Here is a 17,716-nt window from a genome sequence, read left to right as displayed (position 1 = left end):
ACCGGCCCCGGCCCCGGCCGCAGCCCCGGCGCCGGCCCCCGCGCCGGTCGCGCTGACCCCGCAGCCGCTGCCGCCGTCCGGTGGTGACCGCATCTTCGTCTCCCCGCTCGCGCGGCGCATGGCGCAGCAGGCGGGGCTGGATCTGGCGGGCGTGAAGGGCTCCGGCCCCAATGGCCGCATCGTGAAGGCGGATGTGGAAGCGGCGCTGGCGCGCGGCCCGGTGGCCGCGCCGGCACCGGTCGCCGCCGCGGCCCCCGCGCCGAAGCCCGCGCCTGCGCCGGTCGTGGTCAGGGCGGCGCATACCGCCGTGCCGAACAGCACCATGCGCAAGGTGATCGCGCGCCGCCTGTCGGAATCCAAGGCGACCATTCCGCATTTCTACGTGACGATGGACATCGAGATCGACGCGCTGCTGAAGCTGCGCGCCGACCTCAACGCGCGCTCGCCGAAGGACGGGCCGGGGGCCTACAAGCTCTCGGTCAACGACCTCGTCATCAAGGCGACGGCCGCGGTGCTGCGCCGCTTCCCGGCCTGCAACGCGACCTGGACCGAGGACGCGATCCTCCAGTACCACGATGTCGACATCTCGGTGGCGGTGAGCATCCCCGAAGGGCTGATCACGCCGATCGTGCGCAGCGCCGACAGGAAGGGCCTCGCGGCGATCAGCAACGAGATGAAGGACCTCGCCGCGCGCGCCAAGGCCGGCAAGCTGAAGCCGGAGGAATTCCAGGGCGGCGGCTTTTCCATCTCCAACATGGGGATGTACGGGGTCAGCGATTTCAGCGCGATCATCAACCCGCCGCAGGCCGGCATCCTGGCGGTCTCCGCCGGGCTGCAGAAGCCGGTGGTGAAGGACGGTGCGCTGGCGATCGCCACGGTCATGACCTGCACGCTGTCGGTCGATCACCGCGTCATCGACGGCGCGCTGGCCGCGGAATTCATGCAGGCGCTCAAGCGCACCATCGAGGATCCGCTGAGCCTGCTGCTGTGACGGCATCCGATCATCGTGCGGCGGAGGCGGGCAGCGGAGGAGCAGACCGGATGCCGTCTGCCGGGTTGCTCGTCATCCGGCAGGCGCTGCCCGCCGACGTGCCGACCATCGCGCGCTTCGTCCGCGCGCTGGCCGAGTTCGAGAATCTGGCGCACGAAGCGGTCGGCACCGAGGCCGATTTCCACGCCGCGATCTTCGGTGCGCCGCAGCGCGCCGGCTGCCTGATCGCGGAGGTCGCGGGCGCACCGGCCGGCATGGCGCTCTATCACTGGACCTTCTCGACCTTCCTGGCCAAGCCGGGGCGGTGGCTGGAGGATCTGTGGATCGAGCCGGAGTATCGCCGCCGGGGCATCGCCCGCGCGCTGTTCGCGCGGCTGGCGGCGGATACGCTGGCCGAAGGCGGCGGGCGGCTCGCCTGGAATGTGCTCGATTGGAACCAGCCCGCCATCGCGACCTATGACGCGATGGGCGCGCAGGCCCTCAAGGAATGGATCACGCGCCGCCTGTCCGGCGAGGCGCTGAGGTCCCTGGCAGTGGAGGCGACGTGATGGCCGAGGAATTCGACCTGGTGGTGGTGGGCGGCGGCCCCGGCGGCTATGTCGCGGCGATCCGCGCGGCGCAGCTCAAGATGAAGGTCGCGGTGATCGAGCGCGAGAACCTCGGCGGCATCTGCCTCAACTGGGGCTGCATCCCGACCAAGGCGCTGCTGCGCGCCGCCGAGATCAACCACCTGCTGCACAGCCTCGATCATTACGGCTTCGCCGTCGACAACCCGCGCTTCGACTTCGCCAAGGTGATCAAGCGGTCGCGCAACGTCGCCAATCAGCTCTCCTCCGGCGTGAAGGGGCTGATGAAGAAGCACAGGATCACGGTCTTCGACGGGCATGGGAAGCTCGCGGGGCCCGGCAAGGTCGCGGTCAGCAAGGACGGCAAGCCGGTCGCGGAGATCGCGGCGAAGCACATCATCCTCGCCACCGGCGCACGCGCGCGCGTGCTGCCGGGCATGGAGCCGGACGGCAAGCTGATCTGGACCTATCGCGAGGCGCTGGTGCCGGATGCGCTGCCGAAGCGGCTGATCGTCATCGGTTCGGGCGCCATCGGCAGCGAATTCGCCTCCTTCTACCTCAACATGGGCAGCGAGGTGACGCTGATCGAGGTGCTCGACCGCATCCTGCCGGTCGAGGACGCGGAGGTCTCCGCCTTCGTCCACAAGGCCTTCACCAAGCAGGGGATGAAGGTCATCACCGGCGCCAAGGTGCAGGGCGTGCGGAAGGAGGGCGATTCCGTCGCCGCGATCGTCGAGGCCGGCGGCAAGGTCACCGAGATCAAGGCGGACCGGCTGATCTCCGCCGTCGGCATCGTCGGCAATGTCGAGGATCTCGGCCTGGAAGGCACCAAGGTGAAGGTCGATCGCACCCATGTCGTGATCGACGGCTATGGTCGCACCGGCGAACCGGGCGTCTATGCCATCGGCGACCTCGCCGGGCCGCCCTGGCTCGCCCACAAGGCGATGCATGAGGGCGTGATCGTGGTCGAGGCGATCGCCGGCCTGCATCCGCATGAGATGGACGTCACCAACATCCCGGGATGCACCTATTGCCGCCCGCAGGTCGCCTCGGTGGGGCTGACCGAGGCCGCGGCCAAGGCCGCCGGCCACGAGGTCCGCATCGGCCGCTTCCCCTTCATCGGCAACGGCAAGGCGATCGCCCTCGGTGAGCCGGAGGGCTTCATCAAGACGGTGTTCGACGCCAGGACCGGCGCCATGCTCGGCGCCCACATGGTCGGGCCGGAGGTGACGGAGATGATCCAGGGCTACGGCATCGCCCGCACCCTGGAGACGACCGAGGCCGAGCTGATGGCGACCGTCTTCCCCCACCCGACCCTGTCCGAGGCCATGCACGAGAGCGTGCTCGACGCCTACGGCAAGGTGCTGCACATCTGACCCGCGGCGGGGAAGCCTCGCAGAACGGCCGGTTTGGCCTTATATCGGCGGTCGGACCCATGACGACCCGTATCGAGATCGACCACCGCAAGGCCCTCACGGGTGCCGCCAGGCACCCGGAGAAGGCCCATCGCCCGGACAACCCGATCCAGCGCAAGCCGGCCTGGATCCGGGTCAAGGCGCCGACGCACCCCGTCTATCACGAGACGCGCAACCTGATGCGCGACAACAAGCTCGTGACGGTCTGCGAGGAAGCCGCCTGCCCGAACATCGGCGAATGCTGGTCGCAGCGCCACGCCACCATGATGATCATGGGCGAGACCTGCACCCGCGCCTGTTCCTTCTGCAACGTCGCGACCGGCATCCCCAAGCCGCTCGACACCGATGAGCCGCGGCGGGTGGGGGAGGCGGTGGCCGGCCTCGGCCTGCGCCATGTCGTGATCACCTCCGTCGACCGCGACGACCTCAAGGATGGCGGTGCGGAACATTTCGCCCAGACCATCCGCGCCATCCGCGCCGCCGCGCCCGCGACGACCATCGAGATCCTGACGCCCGACTTCCTGCGCAAGGACGGCGCCCTCGAAATCGTCGTCGAGGCCCGGCCGGATGTCTTCAACCACAATCTCGAAACCGTGCCGGGGCTCTATCCGACCATCCGCCCTGGTGCGCGCTACTATCATTCGCTGCGGCTGCTCGACCGGGTGAAGCAGCTCGACCCGTCGATCTTCACCAAGTCCGGCATGATGGTCGGCCTTGGCGAGGAGCGGATCGAGGTGCTGCAGGTGATGGACGACCTGCGCAGTGCCGATGTCGATTTCCTCACCATCGGCCAGTACCTTCAGCCCACCGTGAAGCACGCCGCGGTGGACCGCTTCGTGACGCCGGAGGAATTCGAGGACTACGCGAAGTCGGCGCGCGGCAAGGGCTTCCTGCTGGTTTCGGCGACGCCGTTGACCCGCTCCTCCTACCACGCGGACCGTGACTTCGAGGCGCTGCGCAGCGCGCGGGACGACAGGCTGCGCGCCGCCCGCGAGGCGCGCCCCGCCAGCGCCTGACATGCCGACCCACGCCGAAAAGAAGCTCCTGCGCTACACGCCCGAGCAGATGTTCGACCTGGTGGCGGATGTGCGGCGCTACCCGGAATTCCTGCCCTGGTGCGTGGCCGCCCGCGTACTCTCCCGCACTGAGGGCGAGCTCGTCGCCGACCTGACCATCGGCTTCAAGATGTTCCGCGAAACCTTCCGCTCCCGCGTGACACTCGAACGGCCGCACCACGTGCATGTGGCCTACGAGACCGGCCCCTTCCGCTACCTCAACAACCACTGGCGCTTCAATGCCGTGCCGCAGGGCACCGAGGTCGATTTCTTCGTCGATTTCGAATTCCACAGCCGCATCCTGCAGATGGCGATCGGCGTGGTGTTCAACGAGGCGGTGCGCCTGATGGTGCGCGCCTTCGAACGGCGCGCCATGGCGCTCTACGGCCGCAACACCGCGCCGGTGACGCCGGGCACGCCGGCGCCTTCCGCCACGGCCTGACGTCAGCGCCGCTGATCGGCCGATCAGTGGAATGCATTGGAGCGGACGGCTTCGTCCGGGCAGGCTGCCGCCATGACCTACATCCTCCACGGTGACCGCGGCTCCGGTTCCGCCCCGATCGAGATGGTGCTCGCCGAGATCGGCGCCGCGGTCGAGCTCCGCCCCGTTCCCCTCGCCACCGACGCGCAGCTCGCCGCCGAGTACCGGCGCATCAACCCGATGGGGCGGATTCCGACCCTGATCCTGCCCGACGGCACGGTGGTGACGGAAACCCTCGCCATCCTGCTGACCCTGGCCGATCGCCACCCGGAGGCCGCGCTTCTCCCGCCGCCCGGTGATTCCGCGCGCGCCACGGCGTTGCGCTGGATGGTGCTCGCCGGCGCCGAGGGCTACCCGCACGTCACCCGCTACGACTACCCCGAGCGCTTCAGCGCCGACCCCGCCCATGCCGAGGCCATCCGGACCCGCGCCCAGGAGATGTATCGCGATCTCTGGCGCCTGGTGGAGGCCGAGGCCGGCCTGACCGGCGACCCTGCCGCCCCTTTCCTGCTCGGTGCGCGCTTCACCATGGCGGACGCGTACATCGCCGTGCTGTCGCGCTGGCTGAAGGGCGCCGCCTGGCTGCCGGAGCATTGCCCGCGCCTCGCGGCCCTTGGCCGGGCGGTCGCGACGCGGCCGCGTATCGCGCCGGTCTGGCAGCGGCATTTTCCCGCCTGAACACCGCGGCTTGTTCCTGGGCCGCACCCACCTGGAATGCGTCAATGGATGGCAATGCGGCGCCGCGTGACCTCGGGCAACCATATCCGCGAGCGCCGGCTGAGCGCGGCACAGGCCGCCCTGTCGGACCCGACGGATGCGCGGCCCATCCGGCAGATCGCCGAGAGCGTCGGTTTCTTCGACCACTCGCAGGTCGCGCGCGCCTTCGGCCGCGTCTATGGCTGCACGCCGGGCGATGTCCGCCGTGCGGCGCTCTCGGGGCATGTGCCCTTGCCGGCGCCGCGGCCGGGGAAGGGCGGAGCGCCGGCGAACATCCGGGACCTGCTTCTCGGCCTGTCGTGCGCTGCTGAAGGAGCCGCCGTGGCCGTTCCGAGAGGGGCGCCGCCCCTCTCGGACTCTCCCCGCCAAAGGCCGAAAGGCCTTTGGAAACCGATACTTCAAGTCATCGCGGGTCCAGGGGACCGTGTCCCCTGGTGGGGGAGTTTGAGGGGGCAAAGCCCCCTCAATCCGCGCGCTTCATCAGCAGCCCGCAGGAACCGATTCCACCCGTGCGGACCTGCCGCAAGCGCATCAGCGCCCCCCGATCAGAGATGCACCAGCGTCGGCGCGAAGAACCCCAGCGCCGCGAAGCCGACACCGATCACCCCGAGCAGCCCGCCCGCGAAGGCCAGCAGCGCGACCCCGGTGATCACGCTCGCCGAGGCCAGCACGATCCCGACCTGGAAGGCCGCCGAGCCGATCTCGTACTGGTGGTAGGCGGCGAGCGAGCGGTCGCGCTTGTCCTCCGCGGCGCGGGCGCGGGCCATCAGCTCGCGGCGGCCCTCGCCGGTTTCGGGCTCGCTTTCCCAGCGCGCCGCCTGGCCGCGCCAGGCCTCCTGGCGCTGGGCGGCCGTGGCGCGCGCCTCCTCGGGCAGGCCGGGCAGGGCGATCTCCGCCTGCTCCGCCGCCGTGCGGACCGTGGTCTGCCGGATCGTCCGCGCCTGGAAGAAGGCCCAGAGGTTCGCCGCCTCGATGTTGCGGCTGATCGCTTCGGTCTGCGCGCTCTTGGCGCCGGTCTCGGCGAGCGCCAGGAACAGCGCCAGGATGGCGATCAGCAGGGCGACGCCCTTGTTGGAACCGGTATCCACATGCGCGCCGCCAGCCATTCCTCAGCCTCCTCGGTTGCGGAAGGCGCATCTGCACGGGCCGGGCGATTCGCGGAAGGGGTCAGCGCGGGGTGCCTTCCCCGATCCGGTGCAGCAGCCGCCCGCCATCGGCGAGGGCGATCGCCACGAGGATCTCCTCCGCCCGCGGTGCATCGCCGAGGCTCACCGTGATGGCGTCGAAATGCCCGCGCGACCAGGCATCGTCCTTGTGTCCGAGCGGCAGGTCGAGCGGCGTGCCCGGCGGGCCGATCTTGACCGCGGAGGGGATCAGCGCCGCGCCGCCGCCGATCGCCGCGCGCAGCGGCTTGCCCATCTTCGGATGCAGCAGCGCGTGGCCGTGCTCGAGCTCCCCCGCCGTACCGACGATCGCCCCCTTGCCGTAGGAGACGGGCGGCCCGTCGAGCATCTTCACGAGGTCGGGCGCGACGCGTTCCGCCAGCGCGGCGCCGGCCTCGATCAGGTCGGTGAGGTCGCGCACGAAGCGCCCCGCGAAGGGATTGGCGATGGCGATCAGCGCCACCGCCCGCACCACCGGGCGCGCGCAGTCGGCGCCCATCTCGGAAAACGCCTGCTCGCGCAGCAGGGCAAGCTTGCGGATCTGGACCATGGCGGTCACCCCCTCTGGCCGGATCGTGGCCCCGGGGGCATGCTTCCGGCAACCGGTCACAACACAGGTCCGCACCATGGTCCATGCCCCGAACCGCCCGCCTGCCGGCGCGCCGCCCGTCCGCATCAACCTCTACTCCGACACCCAGACGCGCCCGACGCCGGCGATGAAGGAGGCGATGATGCGCGCCGAGGTCGGCGACGAGCAGCACGGCGACGACCCGACGGTGCATGAGCTGTGCGACCGCATGGTCGCGCTGACCGGCAAGGAGGCGGCGATGTACCTGCCCTCCGGCACCATGTGCAACGTCATCGCCATCCTCACCCACTGCTCGAAGGGCGATGAGGTGGTCGCGCACGAGACCAGCCACATCCTGCATTCCGAGGGCGGCACGCATGCCGCGCTGACCGGCGTGCAGATCATGCCGATGAAGGGCCCGCGCGGCATGTTCACCGCCGACGACGTGCGCGGCGCGATCCGGCCGAAGACGCGCTACGCCCCGCCGCAGCGCCTGCTGGAAGTGGAGCAGACGGCGAATATCGGCGGCGGCGCCGTCTGGCCGCTCGCGCAGCTCAACGAGGTCGCGGCCGTCGCGCATGAGCAGGGCTGGTCGACGCACATGGACGGCGCGCGGCTGATGAATGCCTGCGTCGCCGCCGGCATCGCGGCGAAGGACATGGTCGCGAGCTACGACAGCGTCTGGCTCGACTTCACCAAGGGCCTCGGCGCGCCGCTCGGCGCCGTGCTCTGCGGCAGCGAGGAATTCATCGGCCGCGCCTGGCGCTGGAAGCAGCGGCTCGGCGGGTCGATGCGCCAGGCCGGCATCTGCGCGGCGGCCTGCATCCATGCGCTCGACCACCATGTCGACCGGCTGGCGGAGGACCATGCCAACGCCAAGGCGCTCGCCCGTGGCCTGCGCCAGATCCCGGGCGTGGTGGTCGAGGAGCCGGACACCAACCTGGTCTTCTTCGACATCAGGGATGCGGGCATGACGGTCGAGAAGCTGCAGGCGAAGCTGCAGATGCGCGGCATCGCGGTCTCCGGCCTCGGCGGCCGGGTGCGCGCCTGCACGCATCTCGACGTGACGGCGCCGATGATCGAGGAGGCGGTGGCCGAGATCCGCACCGCGCTGGCCGCGGCGTGACCGGCGGCGCGGCGGAGGCTCCGCCGCGCCCGCCGCGGCGCTTCAGCCTGCGATCCCGTCCATGTGGGCCTTCCAGGCGGCCTGGTCCTCGGCGATCGCATCGGCCATCCGAGCGGCGGCCTCCGCCAGCCAGGCCGGGTCCTGCCGGCCTGCCGCGAGCGCGGCGCGCACGGCGGCCCGGGCGCCCGGCGTGGCGGAATGGATGGCGGCGAGATCCTGCCCCATCGCCTTCAGCACCACCGGTTCAAGCGGCGGCACCATCGCGCCTTCCTTGACCTTCTTCGGGAACTCGATCTTGCGGTTGTTGGGCGAGAGGCGCCGCCGCGCGATCCCGTCCGTCACCGCGAACCACGGATCGGGCGAGCGGTGGCGCCCCAGCGCCGCCTCCGCGCTGCGGTTGACCTCGGGGCCTTCGCCGGGGCGGCGCGTCCAGGCCGAAGGGACCAGCGCCTTCACCTCCCGCAGCGCCAGGCCGCCGCGGTATTCCGCCAGCGCCGCGTAGCGCGGCCGCCCGCGGCTGCCGAGCCCGGCGTCGCGGGCATAGATGCCGATGATCTCCGCGCCCGGCGGGAAGGCGGCCTCCAGCGCCGCGCCGTAGCGTGGCGGCGGGATGGCGGCGTCCTTCGCCGCCTCCTCCCGCGCCTCGTCCCAGAAATCCGTGTGGTCCTTCTCGCTCGTCAGGACCAGCCGCTCCCACAGCCCCGCCGTGCCGTCGAGGATCAGGGGCCTCGGCGCCTCCATGCCCTCGCCGTAGCCGTCCAGCACCTTGGCCGCGACCTGGTCCGCCGTCACCGCGACGGAGAGCTTCGCCGCGCCGAGCAGCACGCTGGTGACGAGCCGCACCAGGTCGTGCGGCCAGGGCATCGGCGCCGCCTCGTCATGGTCGTTGACGCCGAAGACGAGGCGCCCCTCGACATCGCGCCAGGTGCCGAAATTCTCCGCATGGATGTCGCCGACCGCGAGCACCCGGGGTTCGCCGTCGAAGTCCGGCGCCCGTTCGCACCAGCGCCAATAGGTGGCGCGCAGGAATGCGAAGCGATCCTTCGCCATCTTCTCGTGCTTCTCGGCGAGGTCCCTGGCGCTCGGTGCGGCCCCCAGCCGTTCGCCGAGCCAGGCTTCGTAGCGCCGGGTCGAGGCCACGATGTCATCCATGGAGATGCCCCCTGGTCGCGCCGGCACTTGGCGCAAGCCTACACGGCCGCGCCTCGGGCGTCGATGTGATTGCGAACACGGCACGAGAAAGGCGGCGGCGCGGCGCCGGGAAAGGCGCTTGGCACCGCGCGGAGGAACGGCGTTCAATCCTGATCCGGTCCGGTTCCGCAATGGGCATGCCCGGACCGCCGAAGCGGGGGAACCAGGTCACCATGGCGATGCTCTCTGCACCCCACTACCCGATCATCTACGTCCGCGGTTATGCCGGGAACGACGACGAGATCGAGGACACCGTCGCCGACCCCTACATGGGCTTCAACCTCGGCGCGACGAAGATCCGCCAGCAATGGACCGGGCGCGTGGTGCGCCACTATTTCGAATCGCCGCTGGTGCGGCTGATGAAGGATTTCGGCTACCGGGACGTCTATTCCTCGGGCCTCGACGTGCTTGGCGCCGACCTGCCGCCGGAGGAGCTGGTCGATCCCCGTTCCATCGTCATCTATCGCTACTACGACGAGGTCTCGGGCGCCCTGGGGGATGGCCGGCAGCGCCGGATGGAGACCTTCGGCGAGGGCCTCGGCGCGCTGATCGAGAAGCTGCGCGAGCGCATCTGTCCGACCGCGGAGGAGAAGCAGAGCTTCCGCGTCCATCTGGTCGGTCACTCGATGGGCGGGCTCGTGATCCGCTGCTTCCTGCAGAACGACAAGGTCAGCAGGCCGGAGGTGAAGGCGCTGGTGGACCGCGTCTTCACCTATGCCACGCCGCATGACGGCATCGAGTTCGAGATCATCGGCAACGTCCCCGGCTTCTTCACCCGCAACAGCGCCGACAACTTCAACCGCGAGCGCATGTGCGACTACCTCGGCCTGCCGGAGGGGACGGAGAAGGTGAACACGCTCGCGGGCAGGTTCGATCCGGACCGCTTCTTCTGCCTGGTCGGCACCAATGCGCGCGACTACACGGTGGCGAGCGGCTGGTCCTCCCGCGTCGTCGGGCCGTTCAGCGACGGGCTGGTGCGCATCGACAACGCGCATGTCGTCGGCCCCACCGGCGACCCGCAGCGCCCGACGAGGATCGCCCCGCGCGCCTTCGTCCACCGCAGCCATTCCGGCCACTACGGCATCGTCAATTCCGAGGAGGGATACCAGAACCTCACGCGCTTCCTGTTCGGCGACGTGCGGGTGGATGGCGAACTGCATGTCCGCGCCATCACGCTGCCGGCCGACGTGCAGAAGCTGAAGGAGGAGGGAAAGGAGGTCCGCGCCTCCTACCACTTCGAATGCGTCACCGCCGTGCGCGGCGCGCACTGGGATCTCAGCCGGCGCGTCATGGCGGAGAACTCCACCGTGTTCCGGAAATACGGCGAGCTCTTCCCCGAGAAGGCCGGCGAACACGACCGCCCGCTGCTCGACCGGCCGCTGCTCTTCACCACCTTCCTGAACTCGGCGGCGCGGGTCGACAAGCGCCGGCGCTCGCTCGGCTTCAGCGTCGATCTCGGCGTGCTGGTGCCGGACTATGAGGTGGCAGGGGTGCTCTGGCTGAAGAACCACTATCCCGGCGGCACCATCTTCCGCGAGAAGATCAACCTCGAGGCCATCCCGACGGCGAAGGAGGGCGAGCCCTGGCGCCTGCGCTACGGCTTCGACAGCCGTACGCCCAATGCGGCGACGAAGGAGGCCGAGGGAATCCCCGCCGACGGCGCGCTGACCTTCCGCATCCCGATCCTGCAGCAGCGACGGCCGGGGATCGACGCCGACCTGGTCCTGATCGCGCGCGGGCGCTGATGCCGGCCAGGCTCCCGGCCGACGCGGCATCGGCGTCCCGGGGCTTCGCGCGGCCACCACGCCCGCCATGGCGCCGGGCCCGGCCGATGACTTCACCGGCAAGGACCGGCGGCGTGAAGCGTCAGTTCAGCATCCGTGCCCAGGACGCCTTCGGCCCGATGTCGACATGGGTGAAGGACCCGTACCAGCCGACGCCCATGAAGCCGAGATGCTGGGAGAACATCATCGCCTGGCTGCAGACATCGGCCTGCGACATGCCCGGCATCACGATGTCCGCCGCCATGCCGCGCATGTGCAGGCTGTTCGGCGCCGCATAGGGCAGGGAGGCATTGGTCTGCGGCGTGCGGTAGCCGGAGATCACCCGCAGCGGGCGCGTATAGCCGAAGCGCTCCTGGATCAGCGACAGCATGTCGAGCAGCAGCGGCGGGATCGGGCCGGCGAGATTCTCCCGCAGGTCGCGGAAATGGTGCTGCAGCCGCGCCAGCGCCCGGATGTCGTAGTCCTGCCCGGTGCGGTAGGCGACCGCCACTTCCTCCCCGGCATTGTTCTGCACCCAGAGCCAGCGCTGCCGCTCGGGCGCGTCGGCGCGGGCGGGCTTCGACGCCGGCACCGCAAGGGCACCGGCGCCGGTGAGCAGCGCCCGGCGGGCGAGGGAGGCTGTCATCGCGAGCGGCACCGGTTCACGATTTTTATACTGTCCGCCCGGAATCGGCTTGCGCAATGGGCTCCCCGATTCGCGCCAAAGCTGTGCGGCGAGTGTGGCCCGCGCGCCGCGCTCGGGGCTGGCCGGCCCCGTGGCGGGCCGTGCGGATTCAGCCCCGTGCCGCCATCGCCAGGGCCGCCGCCACCGTGGCGGCCCGCACCGCCGCGCGATCGCCGGGGAAGACGTGGCGTTCCACGACCGTCTGCGCGCCGCGCCGCGCGCAGCCGATGAAGACCAGCCCGACCGGCTTGCCCGGAGTCGCGCCCCCCGGCCCGGCGATGCCGGTGCAGGACAGGGCGAGGTCCACCTCGGCGCGCGCCAGCGCGCCCTCGGCCATTTCCCGCGCCACCGCCTCGCTCACCGCGCCATGGGTGGCGAGGGAGGCCTCGGTCACGCCGACCATCCGCACCTTGGCCGCATTGGAATAGGTGACGAAGCCGGCCATCACCACAGCGGAGGACCCGGCGATCGAGGTCAGCGCCGCGGCGATCAGCCCGCCGGTGCAGGATTCCGCGGTGGCGAGGGTCCTGCCCTCGGCCTCCAGCGCCGCGAGCAGGTCGCGCGCCTGGTCGAGTGTCGCCTGCGGCAGCATGGTCACAGCACTCCCGGCGCCAGCGCGCCCAGCAGCAGAAGCGCCGCCGCCGCGATGGCGCCGGCCAGGATGTCGTCCAGCATCACCCCGGTCGCCCCGGGCAGCCCATCCGCCCAGGAGACCGGCCAGGGCTTGAGGATGTCGAGCGCGCGGAAGGCCAGGAAGGCGAGCCCCGCCCCGACCCAGCCTGCGGCCGGCAGGGCGGCGAGGGCGAGCAGCATGCCCGCCGCCTCGTCCACCACGATCCAGCCCGGATCTTCCTCCGCGGAGGTCGCCTGCACGGCACGCACCGCGAGCCAGCCCGCGACCGCGACGGCCGCGGCCAGCAGGAGGCAGGCCACAGGTCCGAGCAGGACCGCCGGCAGCACGACCAGCGATCCCCAGGTCCCGGGTGCGGGCTTCAGCCGCCCCACCCCGAGCAGCGTCGCCACGGCATGGGCGGAATTCACGGCACGGCCTCGAGGAAGGCGTCGAGTGCGGCGGCGGCGGGCGCTTCCTCCAGCGTCGGGGCATGGCCGGTGCCGGGCAGCGCGGCGACGCCCATGTCCGGCCGCCGGCGCCGCATCTCCGCCACCGTCGCGGCGGAGAGCAGCGTGCTCGCCTCGCCCCAGACCAACAGCAGCGGCAGGCGCCTGAGCCCGCCGAAGAAGGGCCAGAGGTCGGGTGGCGCGCCGGCCGCGGCGCCCACGGCCTGCTGGCCGATACGGACATCCCAGCGGGGGTGCCAGTGGCCGTCCTCTTCCTGCCGGAAGGTCCGCAGGGCGAAGCCGCGCCAGCCGGCGTCGTCGAGCAGCGGCATCGGCGGGTGATGCTCGCGGAACCAGGCGAGGGCTTCGTCGAAGGAGCCGAAGGCGTGGTCGCGGCCGATGAAATCCACCACCTTGTCGCGGCCGAGGCTTTCGATCTGTGGACCGATGTCGTTCAGGACCAGGGCCGTGAGGCTCGCCGGGCGCATCGCCGCGACCGCCATCGTCGCCAGCCCGCCGAAGGAGGTGCCGACCACCACCGCCCCGTGCAGGTGCAGCGCCGCCATGGCGTCCAGCACGTCGCGGATCAGCTGCTCGGGCCTGTAGCGCTGGGGCCGCGCCGCGCGTCCGCTCTCGCCATGCCCGGCATAGTCGAGCGCCACGATACGCCGCCGCCCCGCATGGCGCGCCGCCACCGTCTCGGCATCCAGCGCCGTGCGGCAGATGCCGGGCAGCACCAGCAGCGGCGCGCGCCCGGCGGGGCCGGGCCATTCCAGCGCGGAGAGACGCAGCCCGTCATGGGCGGAGAACGCCAGCCGGCGTGGGTTCACGGCGTGGTCCGGAGGTAGCGCGCCAACGGGTGTTCCCGCGCCGCCGCGCCGGGATCCTGGGCGCGGTAGACGACGACGTTCTCGATCACCCGCTGGACGTAGTTGCGCGTCTCCGAGAAGGGGATCTGCTCCATCCAGTCGATCATGTCGACACCCGGGCCGCGCGGGTCGCCATAGGTGCCGAGCCACTGGTCCACGCGCCCCGGCCCGGCATTGTAGGCGGCGGCGGCGAGCGGCAGGGCGCCGTCGTAGCGATCGAGCATCTGTTCGAGATAGCCGGCGCCGAGGCGCATGTTCACCTCGGGGCTGGTGGTGAGCTGCACCGGCTGGAACGGCACGCCGAGCCGCCGCGCCACCAAGGTCGCGGTCGAGGGCAGGAGCTGCATCAGCCCGCGCGCATTGGCGCCGGAGACCGCCTCGGTGTCGAAATTGCTCTCCTGCCGGGTGATGGCGTTGATGAAGGCGGGCTCGGGGTTCGTCACCGGCGGGCGATAGGGGGCGGGCCAGCCTTCCGGCAGCAGGATGTCGCCATCCGCTCCGGCGCGGCGGGCGATCCACACCGCATGGTCGGGCCGGCCGATATGGTTCGCGAGCCGTGCCGTCAGCAGGCGGTCGGTGCCGTCATTCGCCAGTTCCTCCAGCCGCAGCAGGAAGATGCGCGCCCGGCGCGTGTCGCCGAGATCCGCGAGCGTCAGCACGGCGCGGGCGAGTTCCCGCCCGGTGAAGTCGACGGCCCGCGGCGGCGTCACCGCCGGCACGGCCGAGCGCGCGACGCGGGCGGAGAGCTGCGCCTCGTTCTCCCCCAGCGCGAGGGCGCCGAGCTGCCCGTAGAAGGCGACCGGCAGCTCCGCCGCGGCGGCATAGCGGCCGCGCGCGCCGCCGGCGTCGCCGCGGGCGGCGAGCGCGCGGCCCTGCCAGTACGCGCTGCGGGCGCGGGTGATGACCGAGCGGCTGTCCTGGCCGAGGGCGGCGAAATGGCGCTCGGCCGTCGGCGGGTCGTTCAGCCGGCGCAGCGCGATGAAGCCGGCGAGGAATTCGCCTTCCTGGCGCGGCTCCCCGGCCATTGCCTGGCCGTGCGCGGCGGCGGTGCGGTAGGCCTCGCGCTCCATGCCGAGGCGCAGCAGCTTGCGGGAGAGCACCTGGCGCTCGGCCCAGACGGCGCGGGCGGCGTCGGCGCTGAGGTCCCGCTGCAGGGGTTCGGCAGCAGCCCAGGCGGCGGCGGCCTCCTGGTCGCGCTCGCGTCGGCGGAGCAGCCGGGCGGCCTCGTAGGCCCAGCCGATATCGGCGGGGCGGGCGGCCAGCGCGCTGTCATCGTCCCGCGCCAGCGCGAGGCGGGTGTCCGCGGAGGCACGGCGGGCGCCGGTCAGGCGCTGCGCGGCGCGGCCGGCGCCGCCGATGTCGCGGGCGAAGGCGAGGCGGTCGAAGCGGCGCCAGTGCTCCTCCTCGGTCAGCAGGCTGCCGAAGCGGAGCAGCATCGCTTCCTCGGCGAAGGCGTCGCCGGGGGTCTCGACCCAGCCGTGGCGGACGACGGCCCGGGCGTCCTGGGCGCGGCCGGCACGGTCGAGCGCCTCGGCGTGGCGCAGCGCCCCGCCGAGCGTCCGCGCCGGGTTGCGGGAGAAATGGCGCAGCGCAAGTGAGTCGTCCGGCTCGGCCGCAAGGGCGGCCTCGGCCCGCCGCGTCATGGTGTCGGGCAGGGGCCAGTCGGGATTCTCGGCGAGGAAACTCACCAGCTCGGCGGCCGAGGCGGGGGCGATCCGGTTCGACAGCCGCATCCACAGCACGATCTTGGCGGCGAGCGGGTCGGCGGCGGCGGCGAAGGATTCGGCTTCCCCCCAGCGCTGGGAGGCGGCCGCCGACAATGCCTGGCGGCCGGCGGCGCGGGCGCCATCCGGGGCCCAGGGCTGCGCGGCGGCGGGGAGCGGGGCGAGGAGGGCGGCGAGGAGGAGCAGGCGGCGCATGGCAGCCCTTCCATAGCCGATCCGGTGCGGGCTTGTCGCGCAGCCTTGTCCCCGCAGGGCGTCGCGCCTAGTGTCCCGATTCCGAAGTCCGCCGGACTTCCTTCTCAGTCCACTAGCCCTTGCTTTCAGTGGCCTGCTTTTCCGCTTCGTTCGCTGCCGATGCGGCGGGCTTCGCGGGCAGGACACCGGGTTGCCCGATTGTCGCCGATGCGGAGGAATGCGTCATGTTCAGGGGTTCGATGGTCGCGCTGATCACGCCGATGCGCGCGGACGGATCCGTGGACGAGAAAGCCTTCCAGGACCTGGTGGAATGGCAGATCGCGGAAGGCACCGAAGGCCTCATCCCGGTCGGCACCACGGGCGAAAGCCCGACCCTGTCGCATGACGAGCACAAGCGCGTGGTCGAGCTCTGCGTCGAGGCCGCGCGCGGCCGCGTGCCGGTGATGGCCGGCGCGGGCAGCAACTCGACCGCCGAGGCGATCGACTTCGCGCGGCATGCGAAGAAGGCGGGCGCGGACGCGATCCTGGTCGTCACGCCCTACTACAACAAGCCGACCCAGGAAGGGATGTTCCTGCACTTCACGGCCATCGCCGATGCCGTGGACCTGCCGATGTTCATCTACAACATCCCGCCGCGCAGCGTGGTGGACATGTCGGTCGAGACCATGGCGCGGCTGGCGAAGCACAAGAACATCGTCGGCGTGAAGGACGCGACCGCGAACCTGACCCGGCCGCTGCACACGAAGCGCGCCTGCGGGGCCGATTTCATCCAGCTCTCGGGCGAGGACCACACGGCGCTGTCCTTCAACGCCGCCGGCGGGACCGGATGCATCAGCGTGACCGCGAACGTGGCGCCTCGCCTGTGCGCCGACATGCAGCGCGCCTGGCGGGAGGGCCGCCTGCAGGAAGCGACGGCGATCCAGGACCGCCTTGTGCCGCTGCACGACGCGCTGTTCAGCGAGACCTCCCCCGGCCCGGTGAAATACGCGGCGAGCCTGCTCGCCAAGAGCACCGATCATTGCCGCCTGCCGCTCGCCCCGGTCGCCGAGGCGACGAGGACGCGCGTGAGGGAGGCGATGGTCTCCGTGGGCCTGTTGAACTGAGCCCGCGCGGCGGCGCTTCGCGAAACGCGGACCCGCCGCGCATTCCCGCCCATCCGGCTGCCGGCCATGCGCGACGCAGCAACCGGCGCGCGCGGGCCGGATCGCCGGTGGCGAGCCGCCGGGCCTCGTCGATGCCCGCACCGGGCGGCCGGGCTGCCGCTGCGACCGGTGGGCGCTCACCGATGCCAGATCCCGCGGTCACCGGCTGCGCGCGGAGGCTGAACGGGTCGCCCGCGTCGCGCGGCGGCGGTGGCGAAGCCCCGGAGGCCTTGCCTGTCTCCTCGGCGATCCGCGCCGCGGCATCATGCACCGGCATGGCGGCGCTCGTCGGTGGGATGGCAGGCGCGGCAAGGCGGTCGACCGGGACGTGCTTCTCGCGCACCGGGCTGCGCCAGCGGAAGGGTGTGGGCATGTCGCGGGCCTTGGCGCGACGGACATCGGCTGGCATCGGCCGGCGAGCGTCGCGATGCCTGCGCCGGGAACGCCCCGCGCTGGACCCGCCGGCGCGAAACGCGTAGAGGACCGCCCCTTGATCGGATCCCGTGTCACATGGCTGAGCAGCGAAAGAAGGGGCTGATCTCGCACGGCGTTGCCGCGCAGAACCGCAAGGCCCGCTACGACTACAAGATCGGCGAGACGATCGAGGCCGGCATCGCGCTGATCGGCCCCGAGGTGAAGTCGCTGCGCGCCGGCCGCGCCACCCTGTCGGAAGCCTGGGCCGGCGAGCGGGACGGCGAGATGTGGCTGTTCAACTGCTACATCCCCGAATGGCAGGCCGGCAGTTTCATGGCGAAGTTCGAGCCGCGCCGCCCGCGTAAGCTGCTGCTGCACCGCAAGCAGGTCGCGACGCTGACCGGCGCCATCACCCGCGAAGGCGCGACACTGGTGCCGCTCGACATCCACTTCAACGACCGGGGGCGGGCGAAGATCCTGCTCGGGGTCGCCGAGGGAAAGAAGCAGCACGACAAGCGCGCCGCCATCGCCGAGCGCGACTGGCAGCGCGACAAGTCGCGGATGATGCGCAACAAGGGGCAGGAATAGTCCA

Annotated in this window: 18 protein-coding genes and 1 pseudogene; 11 read left to right on the top strand and 8 right to left on the bottom strand. The window is 71.5% G+C overall.

The window, feature by feature from the left end:
• The 7 genes and pseudogenes from GXW74_RS25085 to GXW74_RS28795 all read left to right on the top strand — a co-directional run.
• On the top strand, window positions 1-991 hold a 991-nt coding region (locus tag GXW74_RS25085), incomplete at its 5' end, for a 2-oxo acid dehydrogenase subunit E2 (RefSeq protein WP_211849334.1).
• A 50-nt stretch (window positions 992-1,041) separates the two neighbouring features.
• Window positions 1,042-1,539 carry a GNAT family N-acetyltransferase gene (locus GXW74_RS25080; protein ID WP_211849333.1) on the top strand — a complete coding sequence of 166 codons (498 nt, stop codon included), beginning with the start codon at window positions 1,042-1,044 and terminating at the stop codon, window positions 1,537-1,539.
• Entirely contained in the window at window positions 1,539-2,933 is a 1,395-nt protein-coding gene (gene lpdA, locus GXW74_RS25075) for a dihydrolipoyl dehydrogenase (protein WP_211849332.1), read from the top strand. The genes GXW74_RS25080 and lpdA overlap by 1 nt, the downstream gene beginning before the upstream one ends.
• Before the next feature lie 59 nt (window positions 2,934-2,992).
• Complete coding sequence (gene lipA, locus GXW74_RS25070; RefSeq protein WP_211849331.1) at window positions 2,993-3,988, top strand: lipoyl synthase; 996 nt, start codon at window positions 2,993-2,995, stop codon at window positions 3,986-3,988.
• A gap of 1 nt (window position 3,989) precedes the next feature.
• Window positions 3,990-4,469, top strand: coding sequence for a type II toxin-antitoxin system RatA family toxin (locus GXW74_RS25065; protein ID WP_211849330.1), 480 nt, complete (start codon window positions 3,990-3,992; stop codon window positions 4,467-4,469).
• Between the two features lie 72 nt (window positions 4,470-4,541).
• Entirely contained in the window at window positions 4,542-5,186 is a 645-nt protein-coding gene (locus tag GXW74_RS25060; protein ID WP_211849329.1) for a glutathione S-transferase family protein, read from the top strand.
• Between the two features lie 36 nt (window positions 5,187-5,222).
• Window positions 5,223-5,420, top strand: a pseudogene (locus GXW74_RS28795) (helix-turn-helix domain-containing protein); the annotation flags it as partial.
• A 350-nt stretch (window positions 5,421-5,770) separates the two neighbouring features.
• On the opposite strand, the gene GXW74_RS28235 reads toward GXW74_RS28795, so the two are convergent.
• Window positions 5,771-6,331, bottom strand: a complete 561-nt coding sequence (locus GXW74_RS28235; protein ID WP_246524095.1) for a DUF4337 domain-containing protein — start codon at window positions 6,329-6,331, stop codon at window positions 5,771-5,773.
• Between the two features lie 61 nt (window positions 6,332-6,392).
• Window positions 6,393-6,938, bottom strand: coding sequence for an amino acid synthesis family protein (locus GXW74_RS25050; RefSeq protein WP_211849327.1), 546 nt, complete (start codon window positions 6,936-6,938; stop codon window positions 6,393-6,395).
• Between the two features lie 76 nt (window positions 6,939-7,014).
• Here GXW74_RS25050 and GXW74_RS25045 point away from each other — a divergent pair, with 76 nt between their 5' ends.
• Window positions 7,015-8,082, top strand: coding sequence for a threonine aldolase family protein (locus tag GXW74_RS25045; protein WP_211849326.1), 1,068 nt, complete (start codon window positions 7,015-7,017; stop codon window positions 8,080-8,082).
• 42 nt (window positions 8,083-8,124) lie between these two features.
• Here the strand turns inward: GXW74_RS25045 and GXW74_RS25040 are convergent, their stop codons facing one another.
• Complete coding sequence (locus GXW74_RS25040; protein WP_211849325.1) at window positions 8,125-9,234, bottom strand: DUF2252 family protein; 1,110 nt, start codon at window positions 9,232-9,234, stop codon at window positions 8,125-8,127.
• A gap of 212 nt (window positions 9,235-9,446) precedes the next feature.
• Here GXW74_RS25040 and GXW74_RS25035 point away from each other — a divergent pair, with 212 nt between their 5' ends.
• A complete protein-coding gene (locus GXW74_RS25035) occupies window positions 9,447-11,018 on the top strand; it encodes an esterase/lipase family protein (protein ID WP_211849324.1) in 1,572 nt (523 codons plus the stop codon).
• A 121-nt stretch (window positions 11,019-11,139) separates the two neighbouring features.
• Here the strand turns inward: GXW74_RS25035 and GXW74_RS25030 are convergent, their stop codons facing one another.
• From GXW74_RS25030 to GXW74_RS25010, 5 genes are all read right to left on the bottom strand, one after another.
• Window positions 11,140-11,682 (bottom strand): YcbK family protein, encoded by a 543-nt coding sequence (locus tag GXW74_RS25030; RefSeq protein ID WP_211849323.1) that lies wholly within the window; start codon window positions 11,680-11,682, stop codon window positions 11,140-11,142.
• Window positions 11,683-11,830: 148 nt separating this feature from the next.
• Window positions 11,831-12,313 (bottom strand): CinA family protein, encoded by a 483-nt coding sequence (locus GXW74_RS25025; protein ID WP_211849335.1) that lies wholly within the window; start codon window positions 12,311-12,313, stop codon window positions 11,831-11,833.
• 2 nt (window positions 12,314-12,315) lie between these two features.
• Window positions 12,316-12,762, bottom strand: coding sequence for a phosphatidylglycerophosphatase A family protein (locus GXW74_RS25020; protein WP_211849322.1), 447 nt, complete (start codon window positions 12,760-12,762; stop codon window positions 12,316-12,318).
• The gene (locus GXW74_RS28710) at window positions 12,759-13,610 is read right to left on the bottom strand and encodes an alpha/beta fold hydrolase (protein WP_211849321.1); all 852 of its coding nucleotides are present in this window, start codon (window positions 13,608-13,610) and stop codon (window positions 12,759-12,761) included. The genes GXW74_RS25020 and GXW74_RS28710 overlap by 4 nt, the downstream gene beginning before the upstream one ends.
• Window positions 13,607-15,568 (bottom strand): lytic transglycosylase domain-containing protein, encoded by a 1,962-nt coding sequence (locus GXW74_RS25010; RefSeq protein WP_211849320.1) that lies wholly within the window; start codon window positions 15,566-15,568, stop codon window positions 13,607-13,609. The genes GXW74_RS28710 and GXW74_RS25010 overlap by 4 nt, the downstream gene beginning before the upstream one ends.
• A gap of 224 nt (window positions 15,569-15,792) precedes the next feature.
• Here GXW74_RS25010 and dapA point away from each other — a divergent pair, with 224 nt between their 5' ends.
• Together dapA and smpB are read left to right on the top strand one after the other, a co-directional pair.
• The gene (gene dapA / locus GXW74_RS25005) at window positions 15,793-16,671 is read left to right on the top strand and encodes a 4-hydroxy-tetrahydrodipicolinate synthase (protein WP_211849319.1); all 879 of its coding nucleotides are present in this window, start codon (window positions 15,793-15,795) and stop codon (window positions 16,669-16,671) included.
• Between the two features lie 549 nt (window positions 16,672-17,220).
• On the top strand, window positions 17,221-17,712 hold the full coding sequence (gene smpB / locus GXW74_RS25000; RefSeq protein ID WP_211849318.1) for an SsrA-binding protein SmpB: 492 nt from the start codon (window positions 17,221-17,223) through the stop codon (window positions 17,710-17,712).
• Window positions 17,713-17,716 lie beyond the last annotated feature (4 nt).

It is taken from the genome of Neoroseomonas eburnea (assembly GCF_018129005.1).
In the GTDB taxonomy this organism is placed as follows: Bacteria; Pseudomonadota; Alphaproteobacteria; order Acetobacterales; family Acetobacteraceae; genus Neoroseomonas; species Neoroseomonas eburnea.
Note: the sequence above shows the minus strand (reverse complement) of the source record. Positions and strands in the feature narration are given on the sequence as shown.